Genomic DNA, 14787 nt, shown 5'->3' on the forward strand with positions numbered 1-14787 from the left:
CGCCCGGTCTCGGCGGGGGCCGGCGTTCGCCGGCCCCCGTGATCCGCCGCAGGCGATGACGCCGGGTCATCGCCGAGGGGCAGCGATCATCCCCCGAGCTCACTCCACACATCCGCCGCGCTCAGCAGCGTCCGCGCGAAGTCACCGATGCGCTGCTTGCGATCCATCGCCATGCGGCGCAGCAGGTTGTAGGCGGCGGCCTCGTCGAGGTTGCGCCGCTTCATCAACAGGCCCTTGGCCTTCTCGATGTCGCGCAGGTCCGCCAGGCGCGTCTTGGCCCGATCCAGCTCCTGCCGCAGCGCCTGCTGCATCTCGAAGCGTGCGATCGCCAGATCCAGCAATGCACTGAAATTGCGCCGATGCTGCAGGTCGTCCACGACATAGGCGCTGACGCCGGCGTCCAGCGCACGCCGCGTGGTCTGGGCGTCGCTCTGCTCCGCCCAGAGCACGATGGGCCGCGGATGCTCGCGGTACATCTCGCCCAGGGACTGCAGGATGTCCCGTCCCGGGGCGCCGACGTCGATGAACACCACCTCGGGCTTGTGCAGCGCCACCGCCATGGTCAGGTCGGCATGCGTGTCCAGCCGGGCCACGACCAGGTGTCCTTCCGTTTCCAAGGCCTTTTCCAGCAAGGCCAGCCTTTCCTGGTCGTCGTCGACCAGCATCACACGTAGTTTTGTGTGCTCCGAAACCATGGGTAGTTCCTTCTCCCGATCCCCGCCAAATATGTTGCAAGGCAGATGCCACTTTTCAGCCAGAAAGCGACGTTCATCAGATGTTTGTAGGGAAGAATCACCTCCTGCCCCCTTGACAAGCTTTTTACGGATAGAATCCGGCTACCTGATTGCATCGGAGCCGGGCGTGCGCCTCTCCCTCTACACCGATTTGTCCCTGCGACTGCTGGTTTATCTCGGCGGCAATACCGACGGAAAACCGGTCGGTACGGCGCGCATCTCGGAGCAGCTGCGCGTTTCCACGCACCATCTCCACAAGGTCGCACAGGGCCTGCGCAAGCTGGGATACGTCGAGACCGTCAGCGGCCGCCTCGGCGGCCTGCGCCTGCTGACGCCGATGGACCAGCTGCGCATCGGCGACGTGGTCGAGGCCATGGAAGGCAGCGGCCGGCTGGCCGACTGCAAGCGCGGCCCCTGCTCGCTCAACGGCGCCTGCCTGCTCAAGTCCGCGCTGGATGCCGCCGAGCGCGGCTTCCTGGACGAACTGAAGAAGTACACGCTCGCCGACGTGGTGCAGGGCCCCACTTTGGTGCGCCTGCAGCGCCTGCTGCGCGCGGCCTGATCCCATCCGCATCGCTGGAAAAAAAGAACCCCGTTGGCCAGCCCAACGGGGTTCTTCAGTTTGCGAGGCCTGAACCGGACGAGGAGAGGAGCGCCGGTCGAGGCTCCGCATCCTACCGGGTGACAATGACCCGAGTGAACGGCGCCAGCGCCGCGATCAGGTGATTGCAGGTCTTGTACGGAACGTTGTTGCGCTCGCAGGCGTTGTAGGCCGCTTCCACCACCGCGTTGAACTGCGTCATGGTGATGCCGAGGTCGGCATGCGCCGCGCTCATGCTGGCACCCTGGTACTCGACCGCGCCGCCCAGCACCATCTGCTCGAGCTGGGTGTTGAGCGCGATCTGGCGCTCCACGTTGCCGAACTCGCGGAAGATGTGGCTGATGCGGTTGTCGAGCATGATGTAGTAGAACAGGCTCTCCACCCAGGCATGCACGCCGGCCGCGCCGCCGAAATCGTCGAGCGCGCTCTTGGGAATGCCGAGGATGGGCTTGGTCTTCTGCTCGCCGGCGAAGGCGGGCTGGGCGGAGGCCGCCAGCAGCGCCGCGCCGGTGACAAGGCTGAGGCCGATCTTAGAAAGCTTCATGATGTGTCTCCTGTGTGATGTCCGGTCAGAACGTGGCGTGCATCGACATGTAGAAGCCGTTCTGGTCCTGCGCCACCGAGATGTTGCCGAGCATCAGGTAGGCGATGACGAAGGACAGGTTCTTGTTCGGCGCATAGGCGAAGAAGACGTCCATCCAGTCGCTTTCCTTTTCCTGGGTCAGGGCATCTTCGACACCCGGCAGCAGGTTGCCCAGCAGGCCGGTCAGGCCCTCCAGCGGCAGGCCGGCGAGACTGACGCTCTTGCCGTCGAGGTTGTCGCCGTGCTGCTGGTACTCGAAGCCGATCGCGGTGTTCTTGCTCAGGAGATGGGCAACGGACGCCTCGAAGCGGAACTCCTTGTCGTTGGTGCAGCCGTCGGCGCTGCACTCGCCGAAACCGGTCAGGCCGATCTGGTTGGCCGAGGTGTAGCGCACGGTGAAGTTGACCAGCGTGCTGAGCGGGAAGAACACCTTGGTGGCGGCCAGGTAGGCTTCCCAGTCCTTGGCCTTGTTCGCACCCAGCGTGCGGACCAGGTCACCGGTCTTGTTCTCCTTGTACAGGCCGCCGATCGCCACCTGCGGAATCCAGCTGTCCGAGGTGTAGACCGCGTCGCCGAACAGGCGCAGCTTGGCGCCGTAGACGTCCATCTGCAGCGTGGAATTCCAGGGGTCGGTTCCCAGATCCAGGCCGCCCAGGGCCTCGGCCACGAGTGCCACCGTGTCGAGGTTGGACAGGTTCAGCGACAGCTTGTGCGTGGCATAGGACAGCTCGAAGCGGTCGTAGAAGCCGATCGCGCCGCCGAACACGTTCAACTGCAGCGCCGGCAGGTTGGCATAGGTGTAGCCGATGCCGCCGTTGATGCCATCGCGGGTTTCATAGCCCGTGATCGTCGCCCAGGGCACGGCACCGCCGCCGCCCGCACCGTCCACCGTGAACACACCGCCCGTGAGGAATACCTTGCCGTCGTTGTAGCCGGCAGACGCCAACCCGCTGTGCATGGCCGCGGCCGCGCCGAAGATCGCGGCGCAGGACCAGAGGCGAAGCTTGCTCCCTTGTGACCCATTCATCTTTGAAACTCCTTGTTTGTGGTACCGCCGGAATCGTTCCGGCGTCCCAACCGCCCAAAAAAAAACGTCCACGTTGGCCGGCTGCGGTGCCGACAACGTGGACGTCTCTGTCCGTTCGGGGCGGGCGACTCTGTCCGCTCCCTGTTTGCGAGCCCTGTGGGCTCACTGCTTCAAATCAAGCAAACGCCATGCCACTTATGATGCATTGCATCACGAGGGCAGGAAGTTGATCGGATAGTTGGAGTAGGTGTAGGGCGGCACGTTCTTCGCCCCGAAGTTGAGCATGCGCACGCGCTGCAGGATCTTCTGCTCCAGATCGGGATTGCCGAAACTGCTGGAGACCAGGTCGCAGCGGGTCACCGAGCCGTCGGGCGCGATCGTGAGACTGACGACGATCTTGCCGGATCCCAGGTCGGCGCTCTCGCGTGCCGCGCGGCTGAAGATCGAGAACAGCGAGGACTTGTTCCGGTCGAAGGCGAGCTGCAGTTCCTTCAGCGAACGCGAGCCGCCCGCTTCTTCTCCGCTGCTGCCGGAATCGGCCTTGCCCGCACCCAGCGTGCTTTGTACTTCCGCGGTGCGCCGCGCACCGAGCGAGCCCGTGCCCTGCACCGCGGTGACGCCGCGCCCGCCGTCGCCGATGCCGCGGCTACCGGTTCCGGCCGTGGCGGCGAGCGTTTCACCGCTGCGGCGGTCGCTGCTGGACACTGCCGACTCGCGCAGCAGCGCCTGCGGCCCGGCGACCGGCGTGCTGTCGCGCATCGAGGCCAGCTGGCTGCGCATGGCCATCAGGCCCGACTTCGCCGCGAGCTCGCGCGGCGCCGGGGCCGCCGGCTTCGTTGCGAGTTCGGCGGGCTTCTGCACCGGCTTCGGCAGCGGCTTGGGGATGGGCCGCTCCGCAACGGTGCGCTCCACGCGCGGCGGCGGAGCTGGCGGTGGCGGTGGTGGCGGCAGCAGGGTGACACGGACCGGTTCCGGCTCTGGCTGGGTCCCGGCGAACTCCCAGAGCTGCAGCACCAGCATGGCGGCCAGCACCATGGCGATGCACAGCAGCGACAGATTCCGGAAGCGGCGATCGGCCGCGGCGGTGATGCCCCACTGGTCTCCCAGCCGCAGCGTCATCGCCGCGCTCATGCCCCATCTCCGGGCTCGCGCTCCGCCACCGCCAGGGACACCTGCGCATAGCGGTTGTCGCTGCAGGCATTCATCACCTCGCGCAGCGCGCGGTAGGACACACGCCTGTCGGCCAGGATGTTGACCTCGCCCCGATCCCGGTCCGTAGCCATCGGCATCTCGGCCAGGGCCGCGCGCAGGCCTGCACTGTCGCCGCGCAGCAGTTGCGCGGTGCCCTGCACCACCCGGTCGCCCAGACGCACTTCCTCGGTGCCGACGGTGATCGCCAGGGCCGGACGCGGCTCCGGCGAGATCGCGGCCGCCGGCAGCTGAAGTGCCGGCGGCGTCGGAATCACCTGCACCACCAGCGCATTGACCAGCAGGAAGAACACCAGCACCGCGAACACGTCGATCATCGACACCAGGTTGATCACCGCGCGGCGCGAGCGGGCCCGCAGTTCGCGGGACTGGCGCCGCTGACGCTGGCGCGCGTTCATGTGTGCCGCTCCGCGTCGCCGATGGCGATCTGCGGGAACAGCTCCGCCGGCAGGCCGATGCGGACGGCGGCGGCGGGCGTGCGGCGCAGCGTCTCCATGACCTGCACCACCTCGTCGTAGGAAACCTCGGCGTCCACCAGCAGCGTCACCTGCTGCTGGCCGGGAGCCGCCTGCTTCGCCTGCACCAGCAGGGCGGACAGTGCCGCCAGGTCATGCCCCTTGCCGGTGCGCGGCAGGCGCCGCGGCGGTGCAGGGGCGGCCTCCACCTGCAGCGCGTCCGGCAGCAGGCGCACGATGGGGGGAGCCGGCGCCACGGCGGCGACCGCGCCGGGTGCCGGCAGGTCCATGCCGAAGACCTTGAGCTTCAGCGCGCCGACCGAGGCGCTCACCAGCAGGAAGAACACCAGCACCGCGAACACATCGATCATCGACACCAGGTTCAGTTCTTCCTGTTCGCCCTGGCGCAGCAGGCGCTGCTGCCGCCGGTCGCGGCGGCGGCTGGCGCGGGAGGGTTCGTCTTCGGCGAGGGACCAGCTCATGGCGGCAGCCTCAGTAGGTAGCCCGTGCCGGATTGCAGATGCTGCTGACGAAGCGCGAGCAGACCGACTCCAGGCTGTCGACCAGTTCGCCGGTACGGCTCTGCAGCCAGGAGTGCAGCAGCAGCGAGGGAATCGCCACCATCAGGCCGAAGGCCGTGCAGTTCATCGCCTCGGAGATGCCGGCGGACAGCAGATCGGCTTTCTGGGAAGCGTCGGCATTGCCCAGCGCGGCGAATGCACCGATGAGTCCGAGCACGGTGCCGAGCAGGCCCAGCAGGGTGGCGACGTTGGAGAAGGTGGCGAGGTAGTGCGTGCGCCGCTCGATGGCGGGCAGCACCTCCATCAGGCCCTCTTCGGTGGCGATCTCCAGTTCGCTGCGGCGGCTGTCGATGCGCGACTGCGCCAGGCCGCCGGACAGGATCTTCGCCACCGCGGTATCGGAACTGGCGGTAAGCAGTTCGGCGCCCGCCAGGTCTCCCTGGGCCAGCAGCGGCGAGACCTCGGCCCAGAGCTTGCGGTTCTCGCGCTTCCAGCGCATCAGGAACAGGAAGCGCTCCACCGCAACGGCCAGCGCCAGCGCCAGCGTGATCGCGATCGGGTACATGAAGATGCCGCCGTTATGGAAGAAGCGGGCCAGGGGTTCGAAGCTTTCCATGTGGGTTCTCCAGTGAATCAGTGCACGCGCTGCAGTTGCTCGCGCCGATAGGCCCACTGCGCCTCGTAGGCCATGGCGCTGCTGGCGAAGCTGCCGGCATCCGGCGCGGCCGGTGCCAGGCGCGAGGGCGGCCGGTCGAGATCGCTGGCGCGTTCGTCCTGCCAGGGCGTCAGGAACAGGCCGACCGAGGATTCCTGTTCGCCGACGATCGTGGTGCCAGCCTCCCCGGCGGGAGGCTGCGCGGCAGCACCGGCGCAGAACAGGCACAGGCACAGCAGCACCCGTTTCATGGCTGCACCCCGGCCACGCTGACCGGCGGCGGCTGCGCGGCTTCCAGTTCCTTGATCCAGGCACTGACGATCAGGTTCTCGCCGCCCTTGAACTGCTGGTAGCTGCGGTAGTACGACAGCGCCTGCTGCGGACGCTTCAGCGACACGTCGTAGAGGATCGCCAGGTTCAGGTGCGCGGCGGCATAGTCGGGCTGCGCCGCCAGGGCCTTGAGGTAGGCCTGCTCGGCGGCGGCGAAATTGCCGGACTCGCGGTGCAGGCTGCCGAGCCAGTTGTGCGCGGCGGCGTTGCGCGGGTTGGCAGCCACCGCCCGCGTGAAGCTGGCGATGGCGGCGTCGCGCTGCTTGCCCTGTGCCTGGGTGATACCCAGCGTGGTCCAGGGACCGGACAGCTCGGGATGCTCGCGCGTCAGCGCCAGCAGCAGTTCCTGCGCCGGCTTGCGCTGGCCGTTCTTCAGCAGCGCCAGCGCTTCCTGGTAGCGCTGCTCGGCCTTGCCCGGCGAGGGTGCCGACACCGGTGCCGCCTTCTGCACCGGCGGAGCCGGCGGCTGCGGACGCGGGGCCGGACCGCCGGCACAGGCCGCCAGTCCCAGGGCCAGTAAGGCCGAGGTGCAGGCCTCAGCGTAGCGGCGCTTCATAGTTGGTCTCCCTCTGGTCCAGCTTGCCGTAGCGCGCCGGCGCCAGCTCGGCCAGGGCCCAGCTGCTGCGGCGGATCGATTCGTTCCACAGTCCCTGGCGCAGGCGCTGCAGGTTCATCTCGTGGGCCTGGATCGCCTTCTCCTCGAAGGGATAGGCCTGTTCCTCCAGCAGCAGTTCGTACTCTTCCCGTGCCTCGCCCTGCAGCTCGCGCGGCCGCTCGGAAGCCAGCAGGGCGCGGCCGAAGTCGCGCCAGACGCCGCCGATGTCGTAGGTGGCGGCCGTGGTGACGTCGGCGAAGCCGTAGCTCGCGGCACGGTTGAGCCCGGCGACGGCGCGCTCGGTCGCAGCCTTGCGCGCCGGCAGGGTCTTCTCCACCGGCATGCGCAGCGCCAGCTCCCGCGCCCTGGCGGCCTCGATGCGGCCCAGCTCCAGGCTGGCCTGCGCCGCCAGCAGTCGCGTCTGCGGCGTGCGCGCGCTGCCGCCGCGCGCATCGGCGTCCACCAGTTCGCCGAGCCAGCGCTGGTAGCGCGGCGCGTCGTCTCGGGCCAGGTCGGCCAGGCGGCGGCGCGCCTGCTGCGCGGCTTCCAGGGGCTGCGGATAGCGCGCCAGGTAGTCTTCGTAGGCGCGCTGGCTGGCCGGCGGCATGCGGGCCTCGCCATAGAGTTCGGCGGCCAGCCAGGCGGCGTCGCGCCGCAGGGCGGCGGTTTCGTCGGCCCGCGCGGCGATGCGGGCATAGACGTCGGCCGCCTGGGCCGGCCGGTTGCCCTTCTGGTAGGCCACCGCCAGCTTGTGGTCCACCTCCGGCAGCAGGGCCTGCTGCGGATAGCGCTGGCGGAAGGACTCCAGGGCCGCCTGCGCCTGCGGCCAGTCCTGCAGCGCCATCAGCGCGGCGGCGGCATCGTAGTCGGCGGTGGCGCGGATGCCGGCCTCGGGGGCCGCGCGCCCCACGCGCTGGAAGGCGGCGGCCGCCGCGCGCAGGTCTCCGGCGGCGCGTGCCGCCTCGGCCTGGCGGTAGATCGAGGCGGCCAGCTGCTCGACCGTGGCCTGGCGCGCGGCATCGCCGGCCGGGATGCGCTGCAGCAGGGCGGTATAGGCGGACTCGGCATCGGCATACTGCTTCTGCGCGTAGCGCGCATCGGCCACGATGCCCAGCACGCTGCGCGCCAGTTCCGGGGGCAGCTGCGACGCGCCGTCGAGCACGCGCTGCGCCTGCGCCACCGCCTGGGCATGATCGCCCAGTTCGTAGAGATCGCCCGCGGCGCGCGCCAGCACGGTGAAGCGCTGGGGATGCTGCGGATAGCGCTCGGCCAGCCGCAGGCTCGCCGCCACCGACTCGCGCAGCGCGGCGCTGCGCCCCGCCGGATTCGCCGCGGCCTGCTGCCAGGCCTGCACCGCCGCGTAGGCCGCCTCGCCGCTGCGTGCATGCGGCGGGTAGTCGTAGGCGATGCGGGCGTACTGCGCCGCCGCCTCGCCGGCGCGGCCGCCATCGAGCAGGGCGTCGGCCATCATCAGGTGGATCGCCGGCGCCTGGGCATCCTGCGGATACAGCCCCAGCCAGCGCCCGTACCAGTCGGCGGCCTTGAGGAACTGCGCCTGGCGCAGGGGGCCGGCGGCGGCGCGCTGTGCGCCGGCCTGGTAATGGCGGCCCAACTCCTCGATGTCGCGACGCACCTGCGCCTGCACCTCGGCCGGCGGCGCCGCTCCGGCCCAGTACGCGCTGCCCGGCGCGTAGTCGCGCACGTAGGTTTCCTTGGCGGCCACCAGGGGCTCGGTGAAGCCACCGCGCTCGTAGGCGGCGATGGCCTGGCGCTGGAAGCCCGGGGCCAGTGCATGGCGCGGATGGCGCTCGATGAAGGCGAGATAGCTGCCGGCGGCGTCGGTGTAGCGGCGCTTCTCGATCAGCTGCTGGCCCAGCGCGGCATGCAGCAGGGCCGCGAAGCGGGGCTCGCCGGCCTGCGCGAACTGGCGGTTGAGCGCCGGCCCGCCGCCCAGTGCCGCCAGTGAGAGGCCGGCGCCGCGCAGCGCATCGCCGGCCAGTTCGGCGCGGCCGCTGCGCACGGCGGCCAGCGCTGCCCGGGGATCGCTCAGTTCACCCGGCGGCAGTTCGCGCTCCAGCACGGCGATGAAGACCGGCAGGGCCTGCTCGTGCTTGGACTGCTGCAGCAGCGACCAGGCGTACTTGTACTGCGCCGGCTCCAGCAGCGGAGTCTTCGTGCCCAGCGCCACCACCTCGCGGTACTGCGTCTCCGCCTCGGCATAGCGGCGGTCGCGGTACAGCAGTTCGGCGGCGCGGAACTGCGCGTCGGCACGGCGGACCGACTGCGGATGCTCCTGTCCGAGCCGGCGCAGGCTGGCGATGGCCTGCGCCTCGTCGCCGAGCATCTCGCTGGCGCGCGCCAGCTGGTAGAGCACGCGGTCCGCGCGGACATAGTCCGGCTGCTCGGCCAGCAGGCGGCGATACGCCTGCACCGCCTTGCCCAGCTCCGCCGCGTCCATCGTGGAGCCCGACTCGGCCAGGCGGATGCGCAGGTCGGCCGAGCGGCGCAGGGCTTCCGCGCGGATCGCCGGGTCGATGTCCGGAAGTTCCTGGAGGCGGTCGTACTGTTCCAGGGCCTGGCGCAGGTCGGGGGTGACCTGCTCCGAGCCCGTCACGCGCAGGATGCTGGGCGTACGCACCAGCAGCCAGCCGTTCTTCGACAGGCCATTGTTCTCGGTGACCGAGCCCACCGTGGATACCGCGTCCGCGGCGGCCGCGGACAGGCTGGCGGCGAGCAGGATCGGCAGCAGCGCAAGGCGGATCACGAGGCTTCCTCCTCCAGCGGCCGGTCATGCACCCGCGCCAGCGCCAGCCGGGCTTCGGCCAGGTAGGCCAGCGTGTGCTGCTGCTGGCGGCGCAGCTGCGCCAGCGCCAGTTCGCGCAGTTCGCCATCCTGGCGCTGCGCGGCGGCGGCGACGCGCTGCCGCAGGCCGGCGATCTCCGCCGACAGGGCGCTGCCGTCGAGCCGCAGCGCCTGCGCCTGCAAGGCCTGGTCGATCTCCGCCAGGCGCTGCTGCGCGGACAGCGCGGCAAGGAAGGCGGAATCCAGCATCAGCGGCTTGAGATAGGCCGTGGCCTCGGCAAAGGGCAGGTCCGCCAGCTCGCGCCGCCAGCCGTCGCCCTCGTCGGTCATGCGTTCGCGCAGGCGCTCAGCCAGCTCGCCGGAGGAAACATGGCGCATCGCGGCGTCCAGCTCCTGCCGGGCGCGCTCCAGGTCACCCACGGCACGGCGCAGGTACTGCTGAGACTGTTCGTAGGCGCCCAAGTGGGCGAGCGCATAGGGCACCGCGAGCAGGCCCTCCTGCACGGCGGGGTCGGTGGCGTCGCGGCCCAGCAGTTCCACCCAGGGCGCCAGGGCGCGCTGGAGATCGAGCTTGCGCTCCCCGGCGACCGCCACCGAGTGCAGGTAGCGGAACGGCGTGCTGCGGCGCAGCCGGGCGGCGTCCTCCGGGCCCGCGGGCCACAGCGGCGCCTGCGCGGCGAACATCGAGCCGCCCTCGGCGCCCGCCGGCACCAGGAAGGCCCAGCCGAATCCGAGCAGCGCGGCGTTGGAACAGGGGCCGGGGCTGCGGATGCGCGAGAACACCGGCTTGGCCTGCTCGCCCTGCCCCTGGCGCAGCAGCTGGTAGCCCAGCTCGAGGTTGGCGTAGTCGCGCAGCATGCGCGATTCGGCATCGGGCGCATCGGCACTGCCCATCGCTTCCAGCCGCGCCGCCGCCTGGGCGTCGCCCTGCCGCAGGGCCGCCACCGCGCCGCCGTAGCGCTCCAGCAGGGGCGAGCCGGCGGGCATGGCCGCCGGCGCCAGCTCCAGTGCCGCCAGGCTGTCGGCGCGGCGGCGCTCGAAGGAGGCGGCCAGAGGTTGTCCGGAGGCCTGCAGGCGCTCCAGCAGCAGGGCCGCACGCAGGGCGCGGCCGGTGCGCAGCAGGAAATCGGCGGCACGCAGCTCCGGATCCTCCAACGCCGCCTGCGGTTGTGCCCAGTCCTGCCATTGCAGCGCCGGCCGGCTGCGCAGGCCCTGCCTGGCCAGGGTCAGCTCGACGCGGCCGGCGGCGGCGCCCTTGCTGTAGTCCTGTTCGATCTGCGCGTGCAGGCGGGCGTCACCCGGCTGCGCATCCTCGGCGCGGGCGATGAAATCCACGCGCAGCCGGTGGCTGCCCTCGGGCAGCGGCATCAGCGTGATGGCATGCAGGCCGCCGCTGCGCAGCGCCAGCGCCTCGCGGTCGCTGTAGCGATGGCGCGCCGCGGCGCGGCCATCCACCGTCACGCTGACCTCGCGCAGCAGGGAGCCTTCGATGCGGTTGCCGATATAGAGCGTCAGCCGTTGCGTGTCGGACGCTGCCGGCAGCGACTGCGCCTGGCGGTCCAGTTCCAGTGCCGCGGACGCGAGCGCGGCGGGTGTCTCGGCGGCGCGGACCGGCAGCGCGACCAGCGCCGCGAGCCACATGCACCGTATGGATGCACCGCGGAGGATCGCCAGCCAACCGCGGCCCCTTGCGGGCACCGGCGCGGTTTTGCCTTGTGCGATCAACAACATGACATGCTCCCCTGAAAGATGCGGCACAGGAAGCGGGCGTCGTTGACCGCGGAACCTACGAGGTCGGCGTTGACCTCAGGTCAGAAGTAGCAATGGCCATGCCAGATTAAGGTCCCGGAGCGGGAGGCGACCGCGGCTCAGAAGGTCCAGCGGACCTGCAGGCCGGGGCTGAAGTCGACGTGGCTGTCGAGCAGCCCGGACTCCTTGTCGTCGTCCCAGGAAGACGCCGAGGGCGGGCGCGAGACCGAGTCCGGAATCATCATCGTGGGACCGACGCTGAGTTCGCCGTGGCGCAGCTTGATGCCGTTGAAGTCGTGATTGGAGGCGATGCCGATCAGCGCCCCGGCGATCACGTCGCGCCAGTAGTGGTTCTCGGTCTCGACGCGGCTGTAGCCCACCCAGCTCGCGGTGAGATAGGCCGGCACGCCCCAGCCCCAGCCGTACTCCTTGCGGATGAACTCGGCGCCCATGAAGGCCGAGGCGGTGTGCCCCGACGGGAAGGAACGAGGGCCGCCGTTGGGCCGCTCGGCGTCGACCGCATACTTGAGGCCGTAGGTGGCGACTTCCATGCGCAGGAAGGCGAGCCCGAAATCGCGGCGCGGCGAACCGTTGAGCGTGGGGCCGGGCCAGTTCAGGCCATCGCTGGAAACCTCGTCCGGCGGTGCCGCGCCGAGCGAGGAGAAATCGAAGGACGGAGCGTCGCGGTCGCGGCTCAGCAGCCAGGTCAGCGCCAGGCCGGCGACGGGTACGCCGAACTGCAGCAGGTCCCCGCTCATCTCGACGTTGTGCAGGGTCTGGGTCGTATCGCCGGCCTGCGCCGGTGCCGCTCCCAGCAGGGAGGCCGCCAGGCAGGCGGCGCCGAGGCGTCGGGCAAGGATGTTCCGCTGCATCTGGGTACCTGCGGCCAGTGGGTCACGCGGGATTCGCGCAGGTTCCATGCTGCGGACGGACGCGTCACCGCCGCGTCACCGGCAGCCGCTCTCCGTCGGCCGCCGCCTACCGCTCGGCGGTGCCTCAGGCGGCCGCCAGGCGTGCCAGCTGCTCGCGCACCCGCTCGGCCAGGTCCTGGCGTGCGCCCAGCAGGCGCTGCAGTTCCTCGTCGGTGACATAGCCGATGGACTGGCGGTAGGCGTTCTTGGCCTCCGCCAGGCGATCCTGCATCGCCAGCAGCTCGGCGATGCCCGCGACGGCGATCGGAGCGGTGCCTGCATGCTGGCGCAGGTAGTCGCCCACGCGGCGGACATGGCTCTCGAACAGGCGCTCCACCGAGGTCGCCGGAGACAGCGACAGCAGGTCGACCTGCGGCCCCGGGCCGAAGGGGTTGGCCTCGCCGCTGTTGTTGGTGACCAGGAAGTCGCCGTTGTCGAAGCCGGTCTCGAACTCGACCACGGCCACGCTGCGCGGCTGGCCGGCCAGGCGCAGGCGCAGCCAGCCGAACCAGCCCGGCCACACCGGGCGCAGGGCGAAGCTGAAGGCCACCGTGCCTTCGCCGGAGCGATAGCAGCGCAGCAGGGTGCTCTCGGCCAGCACCGGCGCCAGGTGGCGCGGATCGAAATCGCCGAGATAGCCGAAGCCGAGCGCCGACAACCGCTGCCGCGCGGCCGCGGCGTGGCGGCGCATGAACGCCGGGAAGATCTCGGCGGGCACCGGCCGCAGGTCGCAACGCGGCAGGTGTCCCAGCTGGAACAGCTTGTCGGCAATGCCGACGGCCAGCAGCGTGTCGGGGTCGCCCAGCGGCTCCAGCACCGCCGACAGGTCCTTGCCCTGGCGCATCTGCTGCGCGGCGTTGCGCAGCAGCGACGCCGTCAGGTCGTCCTCGACGCTGCGCCGGCCCGCATGTTCCGCCGGCTGCGCGGCGGCCTCGAGGGAGTCGGCCAGCGTCGGCGCCGGCAGGGCGGCGGCACGCCCGTCGGCGCCCTGCTCCCGGGCGAGGCGGCGCATCTCCTCGGCGACATTGCGCAGCAGGTGCGCCGCCGGCAGGGCGGCGAGCAGGGCGTCGTACTCCGCCACCGCTTCGCCGTGCCTTCCCAGGTCCTGCAGGCGGCGCGCCAGTTGCAGGCGATAGCGCGAGCCGTCGGCCACCAGTGGCAGCGCGCGGCGCAGGTCGGCCACCGCGGCTTCGAGGCCGCGCCGGGACAGCGTCACCCCCGGCGATGGCTGCACGGTCGGCTCCCCCGGCACGGGATGGCGCGCGGCGTTGCCCGCCCACAGCGCGCGCAGCGCGTAGCCCTCGCCGTCGGCCGGATCGAGTTCCAGCGCCCGGTCCAGCGCGGCCATGGCCTCCTCCGGGCGTCCGCGCTGGTGGCGGACCAGCGCCAGCGCGCGGTGCGCCGCCGCCAGGCTGCCGTCGAGCGCCACCGCGAGCTGCAGGTCGCCTTCGCGTTCCGGGTAGTCGCCGCGCAAAGCCGCGGTCAGCTCGGCGCGGCGCAGCCAGGCCTTGGCGAAATCAGGATTGAGCTCGATGACCCGCAGCACCGCGGCCAGCGCCTCTTCCTGGCGGCCCAGCGCCGCGAGGCAGTGGCTGCGATGCCAATGCAGCGGCGCCTGTCCGGGCCGCTCGGCGATCTTCTGCTCGAGGATCGGCAGCGCCGAGGCGTACTCGCCCGCGCGCAGCAAGCGCTTGAGGATCTCGGTCCGCGGTTCGGCGGCGTCGCTCATGTTCCGTCGGCCATAGCCTCAGCGGTTCATCACGCGGCCCATGGTCGCGGCCAGCAGCCGTCGCGGCAGCAGCCGCGGCATCACCCCGCCCAGCCGGGTCATGAACCCGGGCACATAGACGCAGGCATCGCGCGCCAGTGCCGCCAGGCTGCCGGAAACCACGGCCTCGGCCGTCATCATCATCGGCTTGGGGATCACCTGGCGCAGGCTGCCGCTCTCGGCCGCCTCGAAGAACGGCGTATCCACCGGCCCCGGGCACACCGCCAGGAAGCGCACGCCGCGCCCGCGGTACTCGGCCCACAGGCCCTGCGTCAGCGACAGCACGTAGGCCTTGGTGGCGCCGTAGACGCTCATGTAGGGCATGGGCTGGAAGGCAGCGGCGGAGGCGATGTTGATCACCGCGCCGTGGCCGGCCTCGACCATCGCCGGCAGGAAGGCATGCGTCAGCTCGGTCAATGCGCCGATGTTGACCGCGACCATGCGCTGGTCGCGCTCGTAGCCATCCTCGTGGAACTTCGCGGAGGATCCGAAGCCGGCGTTGTTGACCAGCAGGTCCACCTCGAGCCCGCGGCGCTTCACTTCCTCGGCCAGCAGCTCGCCGGGATCCGGCTTGGCCAGGTCCATGGCGATCACCTCGACACGGCGGCCATGGGCCTCGCGCAGGCGTTGCGCCAGCTTTTCCAGCTCGTCCTGGCGGCGTGCCACCAGGATCAGGTCGGAACCCTGCGCGGCAAGCTGTTCGGCGAAGATGGCGCCGATGCCGCTGGATGCGCCGGTGACCAGCGCGGTGCGATACGTCCTGGACATGTTGCTCTCCCCCGCGCTCCCGCGCATTCCGTTGCGGGGACGACCGGCACAGCCCGGCGGCCAGGGCGCAGGGCGCCGC

General features: G+C 70.8%; 15 protein-coding genes. 1 reads left to right on the forward strand and 14 read right to left on the reverse strand.

Annotated elements, in window-relative coordinates; all coding sequences use genetic code 11:
• Window positions 1-86 precede the first annotated feature (86 nt).
• Window positions 87-695: an ANTAR domain-containing response regulator gene (locus tag C3942_RS13425; protein ID WP_104230867.1), complete on the reverse strand. Its 609-nt coding sequence runs from the start codon at window positions 693-695 to the stop codon at window positions 87-89.
• A 166-nt stretch (window positions 696-861) separates the two neighbouring features.
• Between C3942_RS13425 and C3942_RS22330 the strand changes: the two genes are divergently transcribed.
• Window positions 862-1296: an RrF2 family transcriptional regulator gene (locus tag C3942_RS22330; RefSeq protein ID WP_165797451.1), complete on the forward strand. Its 435-nt coding sequence runs from the start codon at window positions 862-864 to the stop codon at window positions 1294-1296.
• A gap of 112 nt (window positions 1297-1408) precedes the next feature.
• Here the strand turns inward: C3942_RS22330 and C3942_RS13435 are convergent, their stop codons facing one another.
• The 13 genes from C3942_RS13435 to C3942_RS13495 form a co-directional block, all read right to left on the reverse strand.
• Window positions 1409-1879 (reverse strand): group I truncated hemoglobin, encoded by a 471-nt coding sequence (locus tag C3942_RS13435; protein ID WP_104230869.1) that lies wholly within the window; start codon window positions 1877-1879, stop codon window positions 1409-1411.
• Window positions 1880-1904: 25 nt separating this feature from the next.
• A complete protein-coding gene (locus C3942_RS13440) occupies window positions 1905-2945 on the reverse strand; it encodes a DUF3034 family protein (protein ID WP_104230870.1) in 1041 nt (346 codons plus the stop codon).
• A 210-nt stretch (window positions 2946-3155) separates the two neighbouring features.
• On the reverse strand, window positions 3156-4076 hold the full coding sequence (locus C3942_RS13445; RefSeq protein ID WP_104230871.1) for a TonB family protein: 921 nt from the start codon (window positions 4074-4076) through the stop codon (window positions 3156-3158).
• Window positions 4073-4552 carry an ExbD/TolR family protein gene (locus C3942_RS13450; RefSeq protein ID WP_104230872.1) on the reverse strand — a complete coding sequence of 160 codons (480 nt, stop codon included), beginning with the start codon at window positions 4550-4552 and terminating at the stop codon, window positions 4073-4075. Before C3942_RS13450 ends, C3942_RS13445 begins: the two co-directional genes overlap by 4 nt.
• On the reverse strand, window positions 4549-5091 hold the full coding sequence (locus tag C3942_RS13455) for an ExbD/TolR family protein (protein ID WP_104230873.1): 543 nt from the start codon (window positions 5089-5091) through the stop codon (window positions 4549-4551). Before C3942_RS13455 ends, C3942_RS13450 begins: the two co-directional genes overlap by 4 nt.
• 10 nt (window positions 5092-5101) lie before the next feature.
• Entirely contained in the window at window positions 5102-5746 is a 645-nt protein-coding gene (locus C3942_RS13460; RefSeq protein WP_104230874.1) for a MotA/TolQ/ExbB proton channel family protein, read from the reverse strand.
• A 17-nt stretch (window positions 5747-5763) separates the two neighbouring features.
• Entirely contained in the window at window positions 5764-6036 is a 273-nt protein-coding gene (locus C3942_RS13465) for a hypothetical protein (RefSeq protein WP_133164304.1), read from the reverse strand.
• Entirely contained in the window at window positions 6033-6671 is a 639-nt protein-coding gene (locus tag C3942_RS13470) for a tetratricopeptide repeat protein (RefSeq protein ID WP_104230876.1), read from the reverse strand. Before C3942_RS13470 ends, C3942_RS13465 begins: the two co-directional genes overlap by 4 nt.
• On the reverse strand, window positions 6652-9474 hold the full coding sequence (locus C3942_RS13475) for a tetratricopeptide repeat protein (RefSeq protein WP_104230877.1): 2823 nt from the start codon (window positions 9472-9474) through the stop codon (window positions 6652-6654). Before C3942_RS13475 ends, C3942_RS13470 begins: the two co-directional genes overlap by 20 nt.
• Window positions 9471-11153: a hypothetical protein gene (locus C3942_RS13480; RefSeq protein ID WP_104230878.1), complete on the reverse strand. Its 1683-nt coding sequence runs from the start codon at window positions 11151-11153 to the stop codon at window positions 9471-9473. The genes C3942_RS13475 and C3942_RS13480 overlap by 4 nt, the downstream gene beginning before the upstream one ends.
• Window positions 11154-11380: 227 nt before the next feature.
• Window positions 11381-12133 (reverse strand): phosphatase PAP2 family protein, encoded by a 753-nt coding sequence (locus C3942_RS13485; protein ID WP_207766086.1) that lies wholly within the window; start codon window positions 12131-12133, stop codon window positions 11381-11383.
• A gap of 124 nt (window positions 12134-12257) precedes the next feature.
• The gene (locus C3942_RS22860; protein ID WP_104230879.1) at window positions 12258-13901 is read right to left on the reverse strand and encodes a tetratricopeptide repeat protein; all 1644 of its coding nucleotides are present in this window, start codon (window positions 13899-13901) and stop codon (window positions 12258-12260) included.
• Between the two features lie 18 nt (window positions 13902-13919).
• On the reverse strand, window positions 13920-14708 hold the full coding sequence (locus tag C3942_RS13495; RefSeq protein ID WP_104230880.1) for an SDR family NAD(P)-dependent oxidoreductase: 789 nt from the start codon (window positions 14706-14708) through the stop codon (window positions 13920-13922).
• Window positions 14709-14787 lie beyond the last annotated feature (79 nt).

It is taken from the genome of Solimonas fluminis, assembly GCF_002930645.1.
In the GTDB taxonomy this organism is placed as follows: Bacteria; Pseudomonadota; Gammaproteobacteria; order Nevskiales; family Nevskiaceae; genus Solimonas_A; species Solimonas_A fluminis.

What these genes read in the sequence shown, in the direction of transcription:
- C3942_RS13425 (WP_104230867.1), bottom strand. Translation starts at nt 695, where the DNA reads ATGGTTTCGGAGCACACAAAACTACGTGTGATGCTGGTCGACGACGAC.
- C3942_RS13435 (WP_104230869.1), bottom strand. Translation starts at nt 1,879, where the DNA reads ATGAAGCTTTCTAAGATCGGCCTCAGCCTTGTCACCGGCGCGGCGCTG.
- C3942_RS13440 (WP_104230870.1), bottom strand. Translation starts at nt 2,945, where the DNA reads ATGAATGGGTCACAAGGGAGCAAGCTTCGCCTCTGGTCCTGCGCCGCG.
- C3942_RS13445 (WP_104230871.1), bottom strand. Translation starts at nt 4,076, where the DNA reads ATGAGCGCGGCGATGACGCTGCGGCTGGGAGACCAGTGGGGCATCACC.
- C3942_RS13450 (WP_104230872.1), bottom strand. Translation starts at nt 4,552, where the DNA reads ATGAACGCGCGCCAGCGTCAGCGGCGCCAGTCCCGCGAACTGCGGGCC.
- C3942_RS13455 (WP_104230873.1), bottom strand. Translation starts at nt 5,091, where the DNA reads ATGAGCTGGTCCCTCGCCGAAGACGAACCCTCCCGCGCCAGCCGCCGC.
- C3942_RS13460 (WP_104230874.1), bottom strand. Translation starts at nt 5,746, where the DNA reads ATGGAAAGCTTCGAACCCCTGGCCCGCTTCTTCCATAACGGCGGCATC.
- C3942_RS13465 (WP_133164304.1), bottom strand. Translation starts at nt 6,036, where the DNA reads ATGAAACGGGTGCTGCTGTGCCTGTGCCTGTTCTGCGCCGGTGCTGCC.
- C3942_RS13470 (WP_104230876.1), bottom strand. Translation starts at nt 6,671, where the DNA reads ATGAAGCGCCGCTACGCTGAGGCCTGCACCTCGGCCTTACTGGCCCTG.
- C3942_RS13480 (WP_104230878.1), bottom strand. Translation starts at nt 11,153, where the DNA reads ATGTGGCTCGCGGCGCTGGTCGCGCTGCCGGTCCGCGCCGCCGAGACA.
- C3942_RS13485 (WP_207766086.1), bottom strand. Translation starts at nt 12,133, where the DNA reads ATGCAGCGGAACATCCTTGCCCGACGCCTCGGCGCCGCCTGCCTGGCG.
- C3942_RS22860 (WP_104230879.1), bottom strand. Translation starts at nt 13,901, where the DNA reads ATGAGCGACGCCGCCGAACCGCGGACCGAGATCCTCAAGCGCTTGCTG.
- C3942_RS13495 (WP_104230880.1), bottom strand. Translation starts at nt 14,708, where the DNA reads ATGTCCAGGACGTATCGCACCGCGCTGGTCACCGGCGCATCCAGCGGC.